This is a genomic window from Bradyrhizobium commune (assembly GCF_015624505.1).
In the GTDB taxonomy this organism is placed as follows: Bacteria; Pseudomonadota; Alphaproteobacteria; order Rhizobiales; family Xanthobacteraceae; genus Bradyrhizobium; species Bradyrhizobium commune.
The window spans coordinates 6,178,685-6,197,982 of the sequence record NZ_CP061379.1 but is presented as its reverse complement, the minus strand read 5'-3'; the positions used below and the strand labels follow the sequence as shown (position 1 = coordinate 6,197,982).

Below are 19,298 nucleotides of genomic sequence, written 5' to 3'. Positions count from 1 at the left end.
AAGCAAAGCATTACAAGACAAGAGGAGACGTCGCATGCAGGTGACCGGCAAGGTCGTGGTCGTCACGGGCGGCGCCAATGGCATCGGCAAGGCGCTGTGCGAAGCTTTCCATAAGGCAGGCGCGGCCAAGGTCGTCGTCGCGGATATGGACGCCGCCAACGCAAGGGCGGTCGCCGCCACGGTCGACGGGGCGGCGTTCAAATGCGACGTCGCCCAGGAAAAGGACATCACCCATGTGATCGAGGAGACCGAACGGCAGTTCGGGCCCATCGAGCTGTTCTGCTCCAATGCCGGCATCGGCGGCGGCTTCGATCCGATGTCGGTGAATGCCGGCGGCGCCTCGGACGAGCCGTGGCAGCGCAGCTGGGCGATTCATGTGATGGCCCATGTCTATGCCGCGCGGCATCTCATCCCTCGCATGAAGACGCGCGGCGGCGGCTATTTCCTCAACACGATCTCGGCCGCGGGCCTCTTGTCGCAGGTCGGCAGCCCGGCCTATTCCACCACCAAGCACGCCGCGGTCGGCTTCGCCGAAAACCTCGCGATCTCGCACAAGGCCCACAACATCAAGGTCTCGATCCTCTGCCCGCAGGGCGTCGACACCAACATGCTGCGCTCGATCCCTAAAGGCCCGCAATCCGGCGATGGCGACCTCACGCCGGAACAGGTGGCAAAGGATGTGCTCGCCGGCCTGGAGCAGGAGACGTTCCTGATCCTGCCGCATCCGCAGGTGCTCGGCTATATGCGCAAGAAGACCGAGAACTACGACCGCTGGATCGGCGGCATGGCCAAGATCCAGGCGAAGATGCGGGAGGAGTTCGGGAAGTAGGGAAGCTATGCCGCGGCTTCCGCCTCGTCCTCCTCCCGGCTCTGCCTCAACGCCCGCGCATAGAGCATCATCCCCTCGCGCACCGTGCGCTGCTCCGCATCTGTCAGCGTCGCCAGCGCACCGCGCACCTGCCGGCGGCCGAACGCATGCAGCGCCTCCAGCGAGCGTCGGCCTTTTGCCGTCAGCGACAAAAGCTTGCTGCGCGCGTCCTCCTCATCCTGCGTCTCTCGCAGCTCGCCGCAATCGATCAGCTTGCGCACGAGGCGGCTGACGCTGGATTTTTCCAGCCGCAGGAAATCGCCGAGCTCGCCTGACGTCATCGGGCCACGGATGCCGATCTCCAGAATGGTGTGTACAGCCGATGGTGGATAATCCGTCGCCGCGACGGTGGCGTCCATGAAGCCGAGTTCCCGCACCATCAGCCGCGAGGCGGCGCGAATGTCGTCGATCAGCGCGAGTTCGGCCATCTTGACTCCCGGCATATAGTTGTATCATACAACTATATGCACGCAACGGGGCGCGCAAGCGTTTTGGAGGCAGCCATGAGCGGAATTGTGCCAGCCGGCGAGCGGATGAGAGACAAGGTCTGTCTCGTCACGGGCGGCGGCAGCGGCATCGGGCGCGCGACGGCGTTCCGGATGGCGGCTGAGGGCGCGGAGGCGGTTATCGTGGCGGGGCGGCGCGAAGCCGAGGTTGAAGCCGCAGCGGCGGCATGCCGCGAGTTGGGAACCGATGCGATCGCGCTCAAGACCGACATCACGCGCGAAGACGACGTCGAGCGAATGATCCGCACCACGCTCGATCGTTGCGGCCGCCTCGACGTCGCCTTCAACAATGCCGGCTTCCAGGAGCGGCGTGCGCCGCTGGAGGAGCAGGGCGCAGAGGCCTACGACAACGTGTTCGACACCAATGTCCGCGCCCTGTTCCTGTGCCTGCGCCATCAATTGCCGCCGATGCTGGCGAAAGGTACCGGAAACATCGTGGTCAACGCCTCCGTCAGCGGCGTGCGCAATCCCAATGTTGGCTTGGCTCTCTACTCGGCCTCGAAGGCCGCCGTGATTTCGCTGACGCGCTCGGCCGCCATGGAAAACGCCCCGCGCGGCATCCGTATCAACGCAATCGCGCCCGGCCGTGTCGTTACTGACATGATGTTGCGTTCGGGCGTCGGCGATGTCGCGACCATCGGCGCAGGCCTGCCGCTGCGCCGGACGGGAACGCCGGAAGAGGTGGCGGAGGCCGTGGTGTGGCTGTCGTCGGACGCGTCGTCGTATGTGGTCGGTCACGTGCTCGCGGCGGACGGGGGATTTTTAGCCTCGTAGCTGGCGGCGCTCGCGCAACAAATTCAGTGTCGTCCCGGCGAAGGCCGGGACCCATAACCCCAGGGAGGAGTTGCGGCACGAAGCTGCCAACCGCGAGTCTTCGCCAATCCTCGGCTTGTGGGTATGGGTCCCGGCCTTCGCCGGGACGACAATGTGGATATTGCGCAACGCCTAATGCTTCTGCCCGTACAACACCGGCACCGCTGAATCCACGACGACCTCGACAAGGCTCGCGCCCTCATGCGCCATCCCGTGCTTCAGCGCCTCGCCGAGCTCTGCCGCCTTGCTGACCCGCACCGCATGGCAGCCCATGGCTTCGGCGAGCTTGACGAAATCGATCCCCGGCAGCTCCAGCCCGGGCACGTTCCGCACCTGCATCACCTGGCTGAACGAGCGCATCGCGCCGTAGCCGGCATTGTTGATGACGACGACGGTCAGCGGCAGCTTGCGCTGCGCGGCGGTCCACAGCGCCTGGATCGAATACATCGCCGAGCCGTCGCCGATCAGGCACACTGTGCGCTGCTTCGGCTTGCCCAGCGCCATGCCGACCGCGGCCGGCAGGGAGTAGCCGAGGCCGCCGCTCGCCATGGTGTAAAAGCTGTCCTGGCCGCGCATCGGCATGAACTTTTGCATCGCCGGCCGGTGCGAAGGCACTTCCTCGACCAGCGATGCGCCATCGGGCATCGCCTGCGACAGCGAATGCAGCAGGAATTCGACCGGCAGGGGGTCCGCGGCTTGCGGCGCCGGCGGCAGGGTGCGGCCCTTTGGCGTCGCACGTTTGCTCTCCGGCAGCAGGTCGAGCAACGCTGCGAGCGCCGGCTTCATCGTCGCGATGATGCTGGTGCCGACGGGCGTCACTGCCGCCGCATCCGGATCGTCGGTGATCTGGAAAATCGTCGCGCCGCCGTCGAAGATCGCGGCATGGCCCTCGACATGGAAGGTGAACACCGGCGCGCCGATCACGACGACAAGATCGTGCTCGCGTAGCGCGTCAGAGAGCTGCGCGGGCGACGCGTGCAAAAAGCCCGCGAATTGCGGATGGCGCTCGGGGAACGAGCAGCGCGCGGAGAACGGGCTGACCCAGACGCTCGCCTTGGCCTTCTCTGCTACGCGCACCATCAGATCGACCGCGCCGGCGCGATCGACGCCGGGGCCGACCACGAGGGCAGGGTGCTTCGCCGAGCCGAGCGCGGCGACCAGTGCTTTCATCGCCTCAGGCTCAGGCCCGATCTCGCGGCTGACCTTGCGCGCCTCGACTGGAGCTGTCGCATGCGCCCAGTCGTCGATCGGGATCGAAACGAAGGTCGGCCCGCAAGGCGGCTGCATCGCGGTGTAATAGGCGCGCGCAATCGCGGCGGGCACGTCCTCGGGTCGCGCCGGCTCGATGCTGTACTTTACATAGGGTCGCGGGAATTCCGAGGCGCGCTCGGCGTAGAGGAACGCCTGCAACGGCAGGATCGAACGCGCCTGCTGGCCCGCGGTGATCACCAGCGGCGTCTGGTTGCGATGCGCGGTGTAGATGTTGCCGAGCGCGTTGCCGACGCCGGCCGCCGAATGCAGATTGACGAAGCCGGCATTGCGCGTCGCCTGGGCGTAGCCATCGGCCATGCCGACGGCGGAGGCTTCCTGCAACGCCAGCACGTAGTCGATGTCGTCGGGCCAGTCGCTCAGGAACGGCAGCTCGGTCGAGCCGGGATTGCCGAACACGCGTCTGATTCCGAACGAGCGCAGCAGGTCGAGCGTCGCCTGCTTGACGGTGACGGACTTGCTGCCGGTCTTGCCGTTCTTGGCCATGGTTTCCGTCCCTCTCTATTCCTCATCCTGAGGAGCGCGTCTTCGCGCGTCTCGAAGGATGAAGGCCCGGCTGGTGGCCTCGCCCTTCGAGACGCGCGCGAAGGGGCGCGCTCCTCAGGGTGAGGGTCTAGCAGGAGTATATCACCACACCGCCGTCCCCTTCATCGTCGGCTGCCCTTCCGCGTTCGCGGTCCACAGCTCCATGCTCTCGCCGGAGTCATTGGCGTTGATGGAAAACTCCGTGCCCTCGAACAGCGGCTGCAAACCGCGGTATGTAAACTTCTTCGGCGGCTTGCCGCCGCGCAGTTTTGCTGCCATCTCGATGATGAGCGCCGCCTGCAACGGCCCGTGGAAGATCAGGCCGGGATAGCCCTCGACCTTGGTGACGTAATCCCGGTCATAGTGAATGCGGTGGCCGTTGAAGGTCAAAGCGGAATAGCGGAACAGCAGCACGGGATCGGAGACGTGCGTCTCGCGGTGCTGCGCCTCGGGTGGCGGGGGCGGGGCCTTCGCGTTCGTCGGCGCGCTGCCCGTCATCTCGCGATAGACGATGTCCTGCCGCTCGCGGATGGCGACGCCGCGCGGGCACGAGATGCTGTGCTCGACCGAGACGAAGCACAGCGTGCCGGTCGAGCCTGATTTCACCTGCACGTCGGCGATGCGCGAGGTTCGCGTCGATTCGTCGCCGACGCGCAAGGGCTGCAAGAACTCGATCTCGCCACCGGCCCACATCCGGCGCGGCAGCGGCACCGGCGGCAGGAAGCCGCCGCGGGTCGGATGGCCGTCGGGGCCGAGCATCGACATCGGAAACACCGGCTGCGCCAGGCACCAATGCACGGTGAAGGGTGCGGCATCGCCCGCTTTGGGCTCGCCGACCTCCTGGAACAGCGTCGCGCGCAGGCCCTTGACGAGCTGCGCGGTGACGATGTCGGTGGCCTCCGTGCTGCGGCCGATCCATTGCCGCAAATGATCGATGTCGAGCTTCCCGGTCATGACGCCTCGCTCTTGTTATGACTTCCTGGCAGGTTTCTCGCCGATGGCGGGCACCGCGCCATAGGCGCGCGTCTCGCCGACGATGATTGGTGCCGGCGCCGGATAGCTGACGCGGCCGTTCGGCGTTTCCACCTCGATGCGCCGCAGATGCGGATGGTGGCTGAGGTCGGCCATGGCGTTGACCTCGGCAAAGGCGATGTCGGCCTCCGACAGCCGCTTCAACAGCTCGTCGCGCGTCATGCTGCCGAAGGCCTCTGCCACCGTCCTGTCGGTGAAATCGCGGTTGCGCACGCGCTCGACGCCGTTGGCGACGCGGGGATCCTTGGGGAGGTCAGGCTGGTCCAGCACCTCGGCGCAAAGCGTTTTCCACTCGCGCTCGCTCTGGATCGAGATCAGGATGTCCTTGCCATCCTTCGAGGTGAACACGCCATAGGGCGCGATCGAGGGGTGGCGCAGCCCCATGCGCTTCGGCGGATTGCCGGCCTCCGCGTTGAGCAGCGGCACGGTGCACCAGTCCGCCATCACGTCGAACATGGAGATGCGGATATCGGCACCCTTGCCGGTGCGGCCGCGCGCGATCAGCGCCTCCAGAATCGCCGCATGCGCGGTCGCGCCGGTCGCGACGTCGACGATGGACATGCCGACACGCGAGGCGCCGTCGGGATTGCCGGTGATCGAGGCAAGGCCGCTCTCGGCCTGGATCAGGAGATCATAGGCCTTGCGGTGGGCGTAGGGGCCCTCGTCGCCATAGCCGGTGATCGTGCACGAGATCAGCCTTGGATAGTCCTTCAACAGCCGCTCGCGCGAGAAGCCGAGCTTGTCCATCGAGCCCGGCTTCAAGTTCTGAACCAGCACATCGGCGCTCGCGATCAGCTTTTCCAGCTCGGCGCGGCCTTCCTTGGTGGCGAGATCGACCACCGCCGATTGCTTGCCACGGTTGAGCCAGACGAAATAACTGCTCTGGCCCTTGGCGGCTGCGTCATAGCCGCGGGCGAAGTCGCCTTCGGGCCGTTCGATCTTGATCACTTCCGCGCCGGCATCCGCCAGCCGCGACGAGCAGAACGGCGCCGCCACCGCCTGCTCGACCGCAATCACCCTGATCCCGTCCAACGCTCCCATGATTGCTGCCTCAGTACGAGCGGGGCAGGCCGAGCACATGCTCGGCGACAAAGGACAGCACCAGATTGGTCGAGATCGGCGCCACCTGGTAGAGCCGCGTCTCGCGGAATTTGCGCTCGACGTCATATTCCTCGGCGAAGCCGAAGCCGCCATGGGTCTGGATGCAGGCGTTCGCCGCTTCCCAGGACGCATCAGCCGCCAGCATCTTCGCCATGTTGGCCTCCGCGCCGCAGTCGAGCCCGGCCTCGTATTTGCGGGTCGCTTCCTTCACCATCAGCTCGGCCGCGCGCATCGCGGCATAGGCCTTGGCGATCGGGAACTGGATGCCTTGATTTTGCCCGATCGGCCGGCCGAACACCGCGCGCTCCTTGGCATAGTTGGTCGCCTTGGCGATGAACCATTTGGCGTCGCCGATGCACTCGGCCGCGATCAGAATGCGCTCGGCATTCATGCCGGAGAGGATGTAGCGAAAGCCCTTGCCTTCCTCGCCGATCAGATTCTCCGCCGGCACCTTCATGTCGGTAAAGAACACTTCGGTGGTGGCATGATTCATCATGGTGCGGATCGGGCGGATCTCGAGGCCCTTGTCCTTGACCTCGCGCATGTCGACGATGAACACGGAGAGGCCATCGGTGCGCTTCTTCACCTCATCCTTCGGCGTGGTGCGTGCCAGCAGGATCATCAGGTCGGAATGCTCGGCGCGGCTGGTCCAGATCTTCTGGCCGTTGACGATGTAGCCGGCATTGCCGTCCTTGCGCGCGAAGGTCTTCAGCGAGGAGGTGTCGGTGCCGCTGGTCGGCTCGGTGACGCCGAAGGCCTGAAGCCGCAATTCGCCGCTCGCGACCTTCGGCAAATACTTTGCCTTCTGCTCGTCGTTGCCGTGCCGCAGCACGGTGCCCATCGTGTACATCTGGGCATGGCAGCCGCCGCCATTGCAGCCGGCGCGCTGGATCTCTTCAAGGATCGCTGCCGCGGCCGAGAGCTTCAAGCCCGCGCCGCCATATTCCTCGGGGATCAGCACCGAGAGATAGCCGGCCTCCGTCAGCGCGTCGACGAACGCCTTGGGATAGGCCATTTCGCGATCGAGCTTGCGCCAATATTCGCCGGGAAACTGCGCACAGAGCTTGGCGACGGCGTCGCGGATGTCGGCGTGATCCTCGTGGTCTTCACTCATGGCGTTTCCCGTCTGGTACGGCAGTTAAGATAACGCCGGCCGATCCTCCGGCGTTGTGAAAACAACGCCAGCCCCCTATGCTCATTTGCTATAGCGTATGGAGTAGCCTTCCAGGATTGGCAAGCATGGATTTCCGGCAGCTCAGGACCTTCAGTTGCGTGGCGGAGCTCGGCAGCCTGTCGAAGGCGTCCGATACGCTGCGCGTGGCGCAGCCGGCGCTCTCCAGGCAGATCAAGCTTCTGGAGCACGAGCTGCGCGTCGAGCTGTTCACGCGCAATGGCCGCGGCATGGTGCTGACCGAGGCCGGTCGGCTTCTGCTCGCACGCACCTCCGGCATCGTGCGGCAGATCGACCAGATCCGCGACGACATCCAGTCGGCCAAGGGGCCGCCGTCGGGCCAGGTCGTGCTCGGCCTGGTTCCGACCGTGAGCTGCGTGCTGTCGGCGCGCTTTGCGCGGCGCTGCGTCGAAATGTTTCCCGGCATCTCGCTGCGCATCGTCGAGAGCTACAGCGGTCATCTGGTCGAATGGCTGCATCGCGGCGAGATGGACCTCGCCATTCTCTACGGCCGCTCGGCCGATCTGCATCTCAACGTCGAGAGCCTCGGCCGCGACAACATCGTCGCGGTCGGCCCGCGCGGCTGCGGCCTTGCACGCAAGAAGAGCGTCGATGTCGGCTGGCTGCTGCGGCAGCGGCTGGTGTTGCCCAGTCATTCGCACGGCCTGCGTGCGTTGATCGAGCACGCCGCCGCCCAGCGCAAGATCAAGCTCAACGTCCAGCTGGAGGCAGATTCGTTCCGCGTGCTGACGAGCCTGGTCGAGGAGGGCCTCGGCTTTGCGCTATTGCCACCTTCGTCGGTCCACGGCGAGGTCGCGGACGGGCGGCTGGAAACCGCTGTCGTTTCCAAGCCGATGACACGCGAGCTCATTTTCGCCTCTCCGATCGACCGCCCGGCCTCGACGGCCTCGCTCGCCATCACCGCGCTGTTGCGCGACGAGGTCGCCGCCTGCCGCAAGGAAGGCGTGTGGGACATCAGGCTGAGTTAAGTGCGTTCAGCGCGGTTTAGGACAGAAGGCCGCAGTCGGCCCTTCGCATGTTGTGCGAGCTGTCATGCCGGAATTTTATAGCTGCTCGTCGTAGCCCGGATGGAGCGAAGCGCAATCCGGGAGTCTTTGCTGCGGCCCCGGATTACGCTTCGCTCCATCCGGGCTACCGTCGCCGAGCCTACCCCGGAATCCGCACCGGCAGCGTCTCATATCCCTTGATGAAGCTCGAATAGATCCGCTTCGGCTCGCCGACCACCTCGATGCGGTCGAACCGCTTCAGCATCTCCTCCCAGACGATCCGCAGTTGCAGCTCGGCCAGCCGCATGCCGACGCAGCGGTGGATGCCGAAGCCGAAGGACAGATGCGTGCGCGGCCGCGGGCGATCGATGATGAACTCATCGGGGCGGTCGATCATCTCCTCGTCGCGGTTGCCGGAGACGTACCACATCACGACGCGGTCGCCCTTCTTGATCGCTTTGCCGCCGATCTCGGTGTCCTGGAGCGCGGTACGGCGCATATGCGCGAGCGGGGTCTGCCAGCGGATCACCTCCGGCACCATGGTGTCGATCAGATCAGGGTTGGCGCGCAGCTTGTCGTACTGCTCGGGGTTCTCGTTCAGCGCCAGCACCGAGCCGGTCATGGTGTTGCGTGTGGTGTCGTTGCCACCGACGATGAGCAGGATGATGTTGCCCATCAGATTGTCGGGATCCATGAAGCGCGTGGCGTCGCTATGGGCCATCAGCGACAGCAGATCGTTGCGCGGCGCCGAGTTGACGCGCTCGTTCCACAGCTTGGACATGTAGGCGTAGCACTCGTCCATCTCGCGGCGGCGTTGCTCGGCGGATTCGACGATGCCGCTCTTGGGCAGCGCGGTTGAAACGTCGGACCAGCGCGTCAGCTTGCGCCGCTCCTCCCAGGGAAAGTCGAAAAGCGTGGCGAGCATCTGCGTCGTCAGCTCGATCGAGACGCGCTCGACGAAGTTGAAGGTCTCGTTGCGCGGCAGATTGTCGAGCACGGTCTGGGAGCGCTCGCGGATCAGCTTGGCGAGCTCGTCCAGATGCGTCGGCGTGAACATCGGCGAGACGGTCTTGCGCTGCGCCGAATGCTGCGGTTGGTCCATGGCGATGAAGCTCGGCCAGTCGTAACCGGGCGGCACGTCGCGGATCGAGATGCCGCCGAGCGTCGAGTCCGAGGAGAACAGGCCGTGATTGGTGTCGACATGCATGATGTCGTTGTATTTCACCACCGACCAATACGGTTCGATCGGCGCGTTGGTGCAGTAATGCACCGGCTCTTCCTTGCGCAGCCGCTCGAACCACGGCCACAGCGTATCGTCCTGGAACAGCCTGGGCGCGCCGGGGTGGAATTGCGCGAGCGGGGTCGCATAGGCTTCCTCGCGCGCCCGGCGCATGCGTTCGACCTTGTCCACTTTAACCGGCGCTTGGATGTTCATGGTCGTGGCTCCAGTTGTGTCTTCCTTTCGCCTCTCCCCGCGTGCGGGGAGAGGGAGTTCTCACGCGTCACGCCGCAATCTTCACGGGCAAGGTTTCAAGACCCTTTACGAAACTCGAATACACCCGCTTCGGTTCGCCGACCACGTCGATATGATCGAACCGCTTGAGGATCTCTTCCCAGATAATCTTCAGCTGGAGTTCGGCAAGCCGCAGGCCGACGCAGCGGTGAATGCCGAAGCCGAAGGAGAGATGGGTGCGCGGGCGGGCGCGGTCGATGATGAAATCGTAGGGCTTCTCGATCGCCTGCTCGTCGCGGTTGCCCGAGACGTACCACATCACGACCTTGTCACCCTTCTTGATCTGCTTGCCGCGGAACTCGAAATCGGCGAGTGCGGTGCGGCGCATATGCGCCAGCGGCGTCTGCCAGCGGATCACCTCCGGCACGAAGCTGTCGAGCAGCGCGGGGTTGTCGCGCAGCTTGCGATATTGTTCGGGGTGCTGGCTCAGCGCGTAGATCGAGCCCGACATGGTGTTGCGGGTGGTATCGTTGCCGCCGACGATCAAAAGGATGAGATTGCCGAGAAAGTTCCTGGCGTCCATGTCGCGCGTGGCGGCGCCATGCACCATCATCGAGAGCAGGTCGCTCTTCGGCGGCTGCTCGGCGCGCTCCTTCCAGAGCCGCGAGAAGTAGGCCGCGCATTCCGCGAGCTCCGCCATCCGTTCGTCGTCGGTGGCGACAAGGCCGTCGGGGCCGGGAATGGTGGTGGCGATATCCGACCAGCGCGTCAGCTTGCGGCGATCCTCCCAGGGGAAGTCGAACAGCACCGCGAGCATTTGCGTGGTGAGCTCGATCGACACCTCGTCGACCCAGTCGAACACCTCCCCGCGCGGCAGGTTGTCCAGGCACTCGGCCGAGCGCTTGCGGATGTTGAGCGCGAGATTGTCCAGATGCGTCGGCGTGAACATCGGCGCCACGGTCTTGCGCTGTGCGGCATGCCGCGGCGGGTCCATCGAGATGAAGCTTTCGCGGCGCAAATCCGGATCGACGTCGCGGATGGTGATGCCGCCGAGCGAGGAGGCCGAGGAGAATACCGAATGATTGGTCTCGATCTCCATGATGTCGTTGTAGCGCGTCACCGACCAATACGGCCCGAACATCGAGTCCTTGCAGTAGTGCACCGGATCTTCCCGGCGCAGGCGATCGAAATAGGGCCAGAACGTATCGGTTCTGAACAATTCGGGGTCGCCCGGATCGAACTGCTCAAGCGGCAATGACGACGCGCGCTCGCGCAATGCTTCGCACTTCGCCGTGCTCTCGATGGTCCCATGCATGACCGCTCTCCCTGGCGTGAACCGCGCGATTTTCTTGAATTCTGCTCTGCGGTATTTGATTTGCAATTACAGCCCGTTGTCTGCGTCGGGGCAAGGGAGAGTTTTGCCACATCCAACCTTTGCGAGAGGGTTGATTGACCGTCACGCTGCGGCATGATCCGGAAAAGTGCGCAGCGGTTTTCCGAAAAGATCATGCCTAAACAACAACCTAAAGCGCGATGACGATCCATCTCATCGCGCTTTAGTGTCAACGTGACCCCGCGCACGCTCCTGGCTGCGGAATCATGCGAGAAATCGATCGAAACCAGGGTAAAATCGAACCCGCCGATCTTGGGGATCGACAAAACTCTGATCTATAGTTTGAGCGGACCAGGTCCGCATCCCGAGGTTGACGCCGTGAACGATATGCAATGGGCCCCGCTCGGCTCCGAACCCGTCCCGCCGCCACTGCCGCCCTCGCGGGTCGACTTCTCCGGCGATCGCTCCGAGTTCCGCAGGATGGTCACCAAGGGCGCCGCGCTCGAGCTCGTCACCTTCGGCTTCTACCGGTTCTGGCTCGTCACCGACATCCGCCGGCATTTGTGGTCGAACACATCGATCGACGGCGACGCCGCCGAATATACCGGTCGGGCTAAGGAGCTCCTGATCGGCTTCCTGGTCGCGCTCGCGATCCTGGTGCCGATCTATCTCGCTTATTTCCTGGTCGGCATCGAGTTCGAACGCTGGCAGGGCTTTGCCTCGACGCCGCTGTTCATCTCTTTCTACGCCTTCGGCCAGTTCGCGATTTTTCGCGCGCGACGCTATCGCCTGACCCGCACGGTCTGGCGTGGCGTGCGGTTCTGGATGGACGGCTCCGGCTGGATCTATTCGCTCCGTGCCATGCTGTGGGGCCTGCTCACCTTCCTGACGCTCGGCCTGGCGCTGCCCTGGCGCGAGGCCTCGCTCGAACGCTACAAGATGCGGCACACGCACTTCGGCGATCTGCAAGGCGATTTCGAAGGCGATGGCTGGGAGTTCTTCAAGCGCGGCTGGTGGCTGTGGCTGCTGAGCCCGATCGCGGTGGTGATCTTTCCGCTCGCGCCGTTCCTCTACGCCGAATTCAAGGCGCGCGAATGGCGCTGGTGGCTCAATGGCATCCGCGTCGGCGGCGTCAGCCTGTCGTCGACCTTGCCGCACAACGCGTTCTACGGCCTGTACTGGAAGGTGGTTGGCTGGTGGTTGCTGCTGAGCACGATCTTCGGTTTCTACATTGCCGGGGCCATGGCGCTCGCGGTCAAGCTGAGCGGCCTTCCGGTCGAGCAGATCATGGGCCCTGGCGGTCACGCCAAGAGCATCCCGATGCTGGTGATGATGGTGATCGGCTATTTCGCGGTTGCGCTTGCGGTCAACATCATCATGCGGGTCTATCTCCAGCGCGATCTCTGGGTGAAGGTGCTGGAAACCGTCGAGGTGCATGACATCGGCGCCGCAGCCGACGTCCGCGGCAGCGGCGAGCTCGCCAGCGCGCTCGGCGAGGGCTTTGCCGACGGGCTCGATGTTGCGGGATTCTAGGCCGTGAGCGAGTTGTCCACCGAGTCTGCAGTGCAGTCGGTCAAGCCGACGATATTCTTCGACGGCGTGTCGAGCCGCAGGCGGCAAGTCACGCTGACACTCGGTGACGTGCTCGAGATCTGCGAAGAGGGCGGCGCGCCGGTTCGCTGGGCCTACCCGGACATCCGCCGCGCCGACAGTCCGGCCGGCATCTTGCGTCTGACCTCGACCGCCGCGCCGTCGCTGGCGCGGCTCGAGATTCGTGATGCGGCGCTTGCGTCGGAGATTATCGCGCGCTGCTTGCGGCTCGACGAGCACCTGACCACGCGTCGCGGGGTCGCAAAAATCGTCGGCTGGTCGGTTGCGGCCGCCGTCTCGATCGTCTGCGTCGTGCTGTTCGGGTTGCCGCTCGCTGCCGACCGCCTCGCGCCGCTGGTGCCGAAGCCGATCGAGCGGCGGATCGGCGATGCGTCGGAAGTTCAGGTGAAAACCATCTTCGGCCGCGGATCTTGCAGCGATCCGGCCGGGCAGGTGGCCTTTTCCAAGCTGGTCAACCGTCTGCGCGACGCCGCCGGCCTCGACGACGACAGCATGACATCAGGCGTGCTGCCGTCCTCGATACCGAACGCCTTCGCACTGCCGGGCGGCAAGGTCTATGTCTTGAATGGCCTGATCGACAAGGCCGAAAATCCCGACGAGCTCGCCGGCATCCTCGCCCACGAGCTCGGCCATCTCAAGCATCACGACAACATGCGCGGCCTGATCTACAACGGCGGCACCTCGTTCCTGATCGGGCTGTTGTTCGGCGACGTCACCGGCTCGTCCGCCGTGATCTTCGCCTCGCGCAGCGTGGTCGAAGCCTCCTATTCGCGCGAGGCCGAGACCAATGCCGACACCTTTGCGATCGAGACGATGCACGCGCTCGGCCGCTCGCCGAAGCCCGCGGCCGAACTGATGTTTCGCATCACCGGCAAGGAAGGCGGCAGCGGTTTTGCCAATATCCTGTCAAGCCACCCGCTCACCGAGGATCGCCTCGCCCGGATGACCAGGGAGGACCGTCCCGCAAGCGGTCCGCCGCTCCTGACGGATGCGGAGTGGAAAGCGCTGAAGGGAATTTGCGGCAGCGGGAAGATTTGATCTATCTCGTCCCATAGGCGCGATCGCCGGCGTCGCCGAGGCCCGGCAGGATAAAGCCGTTCTCGTCGAGACCTTCGTCGACCGCCGCTGTCCAGATCGGAACGTCCGGGTGCAATCCGCGCAGGCGTTCCAATCCCTGAGGCGCCGCAATCAGGCAGGCAAGGCGGATGTCCTTGGCGCCGCGCTCCTTCAGCCGGTCGACGGCGGCCACGGCCGTGTTGGCGGTCGCGACCACCGGCGTCACCACGATGGCGAGACGCTCGCCGAGATCGGACGGCGATTTGAAGAAATATTCGACCGCCGCAAAGCTGTGCGGCTCGCGATAGAGCCCGATATGGGCGACGCGTGCGGTCGGCACCAGATCCATCATGCCGTCGACAAAGGTGGTGCCGGCGCGCAGCATCGGCACAAACACCAGCTTCTTGCCGGCGATCTTGGCCGAATGCATCGTCGCCAGCGGCGTCTCGATCACGGTGTCGGCGAGCGGCAGGTCGCGCGTCACCTCGTAGCACAAGAGCATGCCGATCTCCTTGATCAGCTCGCGGAACGACTTTGTCGAGATGGATTTGTCCCGCACCAGCGTCAGCTTGTGCTGGACCAGCGGATGATCGACGATCGTGACGCCTTCCATGATCGGATGCTCTTGCTTCTTCCCTTCTCCCCCTGTGGGAGAAGGTGGCGCGAAGCGCCGGATGAGGGGTCTGTTTCAGCAAACTCCAGTGAGAGATGTGCCCGCGGAGACATACCCCTCACCCGGCTTCGCTTTCGCGAAGCCACCCTCTCCCACAGGGGGAGAGGGTTTAGAAAACCGTGCCGTCGCTGATCACCTTGAGCGGCGGCGAACCGTCGGGACGGCGCGCAAACGCAATGGCGCGGCCGGCGGCCCAGGTGCCGCCTTCCAGGATGCTGGCGAGCGGCAACGTTTCGGGCGTGCGGCCGAGCTTGGCGCGAACCAGCTCTGCCAGGCGGTCCAGCAACGCGACGGTGAGCGCGCGCCACTCGACGACGAGCAGCGAGTCCACCGCATGCGCGCGATCTGTATCGGCGGCATCGCGCAGGCGCAGCACCTCGTGATCGACGAACAGGCCGCCATTGCGGTATTCGGCGAGCCCGGTGAGGCCGTCGATGTCGGTCACCTTGAGGCCCGCGCGCTGGAGCGGCTCGATCAGCGAATAGCTCAGCCATTGCGACAGTTTGTGCAGGGGCACGAGGCCCGACGTTCCGTCGTCTGCCTTGATCGCGGAATGACGCCAGCAATCGCCGAGCGGGACGCCGGCGAGTTCAAGCCGCGACGGCCAGATCGGCCCGAGCTGGTTCAGCACCGCGGCCAGGATGGCGGGGGCGGGAATGGTGCCGCCCGCCGCCTGTGCCGCGATGTGATCGAACAGCCCGCCCGGACGCGGCGTGTCGCGTGTGCCGAAAACCTCCGGACGCTCGGCGACTTGCTTGCCGAGACGGCGCAGCAGATCGGTACGGCCCTCGAGGCCGAGCAGCGGATTGGCGTCGCTCACTTGAAACGCCGACGTCAGCGCGGCAAGCGGCAGCTTTGCGAGCACGTCCGCATCGGCCCTGAACGGCGCGCGGGCATCGCCGGAAAACAGCCCGCGCGCGAACATATCGAGGCTCGCAATCGCAAGCCCCTCGGACCGACCGATGCTCTCGCCCGTCACCGCGTCACGATAGCGCCATGTCGCCCCGGCCCCGGCGTCCAGCAGCACGCTGACGATGGCAAGGTCGAACTCCGCGCGTGCGCGTGCCGCACGATCCGGCCATGATGCGGCGTCCGCGAGCCGCGCCCAGCGGTCGACGCCGCCGAGCACAAAATGCCGCCACCGCGCGTGGAAGGGAATGTCGAGCGTCGGATAGGCTTTTCGCGTGACAGCCAGCACGGCGTCGGCAACGCCATGCATGCGATCGAGATCGATGGTGAAATGCGTCAGCCCGCCGCTCAGTCCGATTGCGAGCATCTCGCCGGCCCGCGCGCGAACCGCCTTTGCGGTGAGCAGCGCGCGTGCTTGCAGTTCCAGAGCGTCGGCCATTGCGTGTCAGTATTTTTCCAGCGAACGCCCGACCACGCCGTTGACGTCCTTCTCCGGCGCGATGTCGGTGGTGTAGTAGCCGGCGGCCTTCTTGGCGGCGATCTCGACATGGGCGTCGGCGGGGATGAGCTCGAGCGGGATCGGCACGCGCTCGACGATGTCGATGCCCTGCGAGGTCAGCGCGTCGTATTTCATGTCGCTCATCGACAGGAAGCGGTCGATGCGCTTCAGGCCGAGCCAGTGGATGGTGTCCGGCATCAATTGCTGGAAGCGCGCGTCCTGGACACCGGCGACGCACTCGGTCCGCTCGAAATAGGCGGCGGCCGCATCGCCATCCTCCTGGCGCTTCCGCGCGTTGTAGACCAGGAACTTTGTCACTTCGCCGAGCGCGCGGCCTTCCTTGCGGTTGTAGATGACGAGCCCGAGCCCGCCCTCCTGGGCGCCGCGCGCGGATTCCTCGATGCCGTGGATCAGGTAGGGCCGGCAGGTGCAGATGTCGGAGCCGAACACGTCGGAGCCGTTGCATTCGTCATGCACGCGGCAGGTGATCTTGGTGCGATGGTCCGGCAGTTTTGTCACATCGCCGAACATATAGACCGTGGTGCCGCCGATCGGCGGCAGGAACACCTTCATGTCCGGCCGGGTCACGAGCTCGGGGAACATGCCGGCGGTCTGCTCGAACAGCGTCCGGCGCAGCTCGGTCTCGTTGGTCTCGAAGCGCTCGGCGAGGCCCGGCAGATACCAGACCGGATCGATCGCGATCTTCACCACCGAGACGCTGCCATTGGCGTGCACGACCTCGCCGTCGGCACGAAGTCGCTTGGCCGCGAGCGCCTCGCGGATCTCCGGCAAATCGAGCCGCGCCCGCGTCACCGCGATGCTCGGACGGATGTCGACGCCCTCGGCGATGTCCTTGCCGAAATTCTCCGCAACGAGATGCCCCCAGGGATCGAGCGCGACGATTTTTGCGGGATCGCGCCATTGCTCGAACGGCCCGATGGTCGCCGCCGGAAAGGTGTTGGTGAGATCGGGCCTACGAATCGGATCGAGCGCGCCGGCGGAGACGGCGAGCGCGCGGTACATCGCATAGGAGCCGCCATGGCTGCCGATCACGTTGCGATCCCCCGCGCGTGACACCGTGCCGATGATCGGCCCGCGGGCGCGCGCATCCGCAGCGCCCCAGTGGATCGGAAAGGCGGCCTTCCGGCCCGGCTCCGGATGGGAGGTCAGGCGGATGTGGTCGGTACGGTTCGCGCGGCTCATGTCCAGGCTCCCAAAAAGCCAACGGCCCGCCGCTCGGACGGGCCTGGCTCGCTTGTGTTGCCGATGCGGACCACCGGCGACGCAAGCTCAATCCATCATATTGTAGCGGCCAGCCACGACAGACAAGTTAATCGTGTTGCACGGGCAGGACCGTTCGTCTCCTAGGAGTTGAATATAGGTACTCTTGCGGCTCTCTTGAATGCGGCGCCGCAGCCGCGCAAAAGACGTTGATGTCCGGCTCTTAATTTTGCATAAGATATTGAAATATATAGATATTTTAATCTGATTCGGGCGGCGTGGACAACGTGCCTGAATTCAGACATGTCGTAGGCCGGCTTTCAGGAGACCGCCATGCCCGCCGCCAATTATATTGATCCCCGCAACGGACGGCTCTATCCGCTCGATCAGCCGCGCTGGTGCTCGGACGAGCGCACGCCGCTGCTGGTGACGCCGGGGGCGGGGATCTCGCGTGCGGATATCGACGGCCGTACCCGCTCGCTCTGGCGCTATCGGGCGGCGCTGCCGGTCGCAATCGAAAGGCCGATCACGCTCGGCGAGGGCTGCACGCCACTCGTGCAGCAGGACTGGGGTGATCTGCGGCCGTTGTTCAAGCTCGAATGGTTCAACCCGACCGGCAGCTTCAAGGACCGCGGCTCGGCCGTGATGCTGTCGTTCCTGCGCCAGATCGGCGTCGACGCCATTCTGGAGGATAGTTCCGGCAATGGCGGCTCGTCGATGGCGGGCCTCGGAGCCGCCGGCGGCATGCGCGTGAAGATTCTTGCGCCCGCATCGACATCGCCGGCCAAGATCGCACAGGTGCGTGCTTACGGCGCCACCGTTCAGCTCGTCGAGGGCCCGCGCGAGGAGTCGGAGGCCGAGGCCATCCGTCAATCGAGCCAGACCTTCTACGCCAGTCACAACTGGCAGCCGTTCTTTCTCGAAGGCACCAAATCGCTCGCTTATGAGATCTGGGAAGATCTCGGCTTTCGCGCGCCCGACAACGTCATCGTTCCCGTCGGTGCCGGCAGCAGCCTCTTGGGCTGTGCCTTCGGCTTCCGCGAGTTGTTGAAGGCCGGCCAGATCGCAAAGCTGCCGCGCCTGTTCGCGGCGCAGCCACAAAACTGTTCGCCGATCGACGCGAGCTTCAAGGCCGGTGTCGATACGCCCGTCGCCCGCGAGGTGACCAAGACGATTGCCGAGGGCACCGCGATCAAGAATCCGCTGCGCCTGCGCGAGATCATCGCTGCGCTCCGCGAAAGCGGCGGCGGCACAATTGCGCTCACCGAGGACGAGATCGTCGCGGCCCTGCGCCGCCTGGCGCGGCAGGGCCTGTTCGCCGAGCCCACCAGCGCGAGCGCTGCGGCCGCGCTGGAAAAGCTCGCCGCCAGCGGCGCCATCAAGGCCAGCGAGACCACGGTCGCGGTCCTGACCGGCACCGGGCTGAAGGCCGCCACCACCGTCGCCGACCTCGTGCAGTAGGGCGATCCGCCGAGATCATCCGGGCCGGCCTCGGGAAGAGCCGCCCCGTGTCGCGTGGCAGCCGGCTCTAGCGCGGCTGCGGCACGATGCGAATGTAGGGCTTTGGCGACTTCCAGCCTTCCGGATACTGCTTCCTGGCGTCGTCGTCGGAGACGGAGCCGGCGATGATGACGTCCTCGCCGTTCTTCCAGTTCACCGGCGTCGCCACCTTGTGCCTGGCGGTCATCTGGAGCGAGTCGATCACGCGCAGCACCTCGTCGAAATTGCGGCCCGTGGTCATCGGATAGATCAGGATCAGCTTCACCTTCTTGTCCGGCCCGATCACGAACACGTTGCGGACGGTCTGGTTGTCGGCCGCGGTGCGCTTCAGCGGATCGCCGGAGATCGCGGCCGGCAGCATGCCGTACAGCTTCGAGACGTTGAAATCGGTGTCGCCGATCATCGGGAAGTTCGGCGCGGTGCCTTGCGTCTCGGCGATGTCGGCGGCCCAGCCGGCGTGGCGGTCGATCGGATCGACCGACAGGCCGATGATCTTGACGTTGCGCTTGTCGAACTCGGGCTTGATCTTCGCCATGTAGCCGAGCTCGGTGGTGCAGACCGGCGTGAAATCCTTCGGATGCGAGAACAGCACCGTCCAGGAATCGCCGATCCAGTCGTGGAAACGGATCTTGCCTTCAGTCGTCTCCGCCTCGAAATCCGGTGCGATATCGTTGAGTGCGAGTGTCATCACACGTGTCCTTGTCTGTGTCGGATTGTCACTGATGTCACGACCGTGTGGACCGCGGGTCGG

The 19,298-nt window shown here is 65.1% G+C and carries 17 protein-coding genes; 6 read left to right on the top strand and 11 right to left on the bottom strand.

Annotated features, from left to right (window positions below):
• Positions 1–34: 34 nt before the first annotated feature.
• The gene (locus tag IC761_RS29045; protein ID WP_195800099.1) at positions 35–829 is read left to right on the top strand and encodes an SDR family oxidoreductase; all 795 of its coding nucleotides are present in this window, start codon (positions 35–37) and stop codon (positions 827–829) included.
• A gap of 5 nt (positions 830–834) precedes the next feature.
• Here the strand turns inward: IC761_RS29045 and IC761_RS29040 are convergent, their stop codons facing one another.
• Positions 835–1,296 (bottom strand): MarR family winged helix-turn-helix transcriptional regulator, encoded by a 462-nt coding sequence (locus IC761_RS29040; protein ID WP_195800098.1) that lies wholly within the window; start codon positions 1,294–1,296, stop codon positions 835–837.
• Positions 1,297–1,371: 75 nt separating this feature from the next.
• Here IC761_RS29040 and IC761_RS29035 point away from each other — a divergent pair, with 75 nt between their 5' ends.
• Positions 1,372–2,148 carry an SDR family NAD(P)-dependent oxidoreductase gene (locus IC761_RS29035; RefSeq protein ID WP_195800097.1) on the top strand — a complete coding sequence of 259 codons (777 nt, stop codon included), beginning with the start codon at positions 1,372–1,374 and terminating at the stop codon, positions 2,146–2,148.
• A gap of 171 nt (positions 2,149–2,319) precedes the next feature.
• Here the strand turns inward: IC761_RS29035 and mdlC are convergent, their stop codons facing one another.
• From mdlC to IC761_RS29015, 4 genes are all read right to left on the bottom strand, one after another.
• Positions 2,320–3,942, bottom strand: a complete 1,623-nt coding sequence (gene mdlC, locus IC761_RS29030) for a benzoylformate decarboxylase (protein ID WP_195800096.1) — start codon at positions 3,940–3,942, stop codon at positions 2,320–2,322.
• Between the two features lie 141 nt (positions 3,943–4,083).
• Positions 4,084–4,935: an HTD2 family dehydratase gene (locus IC761_RS29025; protein WP_195800095.1), complete on the bottom strand. Its 852-nt coding sequence runs from the start codon at positions 4,933–4,935 to the stop codon at positions 4,084–4,086.
• Between the two features lie 15 nt (positions 4,936–4,950).
• Entirely contained in the window at positions 4,951–6,054 is a 1,104-nt protein-coding gene (locus tag IC761_RS29020; protein WP_195800094.1) for a CaiB/BaiF CoA transferase family protein, read from the bottom strand.
• 10 nt (positions 6,055–6,064) lie between these two features.
• Entirely contained in the window at positions 6,065–7,228 is a 1,164-nt protein-coding gene (locus tag IC761_RS29015) for an acyl-CoA dehydrogenase family protein (protein ID WP_195800093.1), read from the bottom strand.
• A gap of 125 nt (positions 7,229–7,353) precedes the next feature.
• Here IC761_RS29015 and IC761_RS29010 point away from each other — a divergent pair, with 125 nt between their 5' ends.
• Positions 7,354–8,274: a LysR substrate-binding domain-containing protein gene (locus IC761_RS29010; RefSeq protein ID WP_195800092.1), complete on the top strand. Its 921-nt coding sequence runs from the start codon at positions 7,354–7,356 to the stop codon at positions 8,272–8,274.
• 178 nt (positions 8,275–8,452) lie between these two features.
• On the opposite strand, the gene IC761_RS29005 is transcribed toward IC761_RS29010, so the two are convergent.
• Both IC761_RS29005 and IC761_RS29000 read right to left on the bottom strand, forming a co-directional pair.
• The gene (locus tag IC761_RS29005) at positions 8,453–9,727 is read right to left on the bottom strand and encodes a cytochrome P450 (protein ID WP_195800091.1); all 1,275 of its coding nucleotides are present in this window, start codon (positions 9,725–9,727) and stop codon (positions 8,453–8,455) included.
• 67 nt (positions 9,728–9,794) lie between these two features.
• A complete protein-coding gene (locus tag IC761_RS29000) occupies positions 9,795–11,060 on the bottom strand; it encodes a cytochrome P450 (RefSeq protein ID WP_195800090.1) in 1,266 nt (421 codons plus the stop codon).
• A 405-nt stretch (positions 11,061–11,465) separates the two neighbouring features.
• On the opposite strand from IC761_RS29000, the gene IC761_RS28995 reads away from it, so the two are divergent.
• Together IC761_RS28995 and IC761_RS28990 are read left to right on the top strand one after the other, a co-directional pair.
• Complete coding sequence (locus IC761_RS28995; protein WP_195804797.1) at positions 11,466–12,611, top strand: DUF898 family protein; 1,146 nt, start codon at positions 11,466–11,468, stop codon at positions 12,609–12,611.
• Positions 12,612–12,614: 3 nt separating this feature from the next.
• Positions 12,615–13,727 (top strand): M48 family metallopeptidase, encoded by a 1,113-nt coding sequence (locus tag IC761_RS28990; RefSeq protein WP_195800089.1) that lies wholly within the window; start codon positions 12,615–12,617, stop codon positions 13,725–13,727.
• A 1-nt stretch (position 13,728) separates the two neighbouring features.
• Here the strand turns inward: IC761_RS28990 and upp are convergent, their stop codons facing one another.
• From upp to IC761_RS28975, 3 genes are all read right to left on the bottom strand, one after another.
• The gene (gene upp / locus IC761_RS28985; protein ID WP_195800088.1) at positions 13,729–14,358 is read right to left on the bottom strand and encodes a uracil phosphoribosyltransferase; all 630 of its coding nucleotides are present in this window, start codon (positions 14,356–14,358) and stop codon (positions 13,729–13,731) included.
• A 169-nt stretch (positions 14,359–14,527) separates the two neighbouring features.
• Positions 14,528–15,766, bottom strand: a complete 1,239-nt coding sequence (locus IC761_RS28980) for a URC4/urg3 family protein (protein ID WP_195800087.1) — start codon at positions 15,764–15,766, stop codon at positions 14,528–14,530.
• Between the two features lie 6 nt (positions 15,767–15,772).
• Complete coding sequence (locus IC761_RS28975; RefSeq protein ID WP_195800086.1) at positions 15,773–17,029, bottom strand: GTP cyclohydrolase II; 1,257 nt, start codon at positions 17,027–17,029, stop codon at positions 15,773–15,775.
• 351 nt (positions 17,030–17,380) lie between these two features.
• Here IC761_RS28975 and IC761_RS28970 point away from each other — a divergent pair, with 351 nt between their 5' ends.
• A complete protein-coding gene (locus IC761_RS28970; RefSeq protein WP_195800085.1) occupies positions 17,381–18,508 on the top strand; it encodes a threonine synthase in 1,128 nt (375 codons plus the stop codon).
• Between the two features lie 67 nt (positions 18,509–18,575).
• Here IC761_RS28970 and IC761_RS28965 read toward each other — a convergent pair whose 3' ends face one another.
• A complete protein-coding gene (locus IC761_RS28965; protein ID WP_195800084.1) occupies positions 18,576–19,235 on the bottom strand; it encodes a peroxiredoxin in 660 nt (219 codons plus the stop codon).
• Positions 19,236–19,298 lie beyond the last annotated feature (63 nt).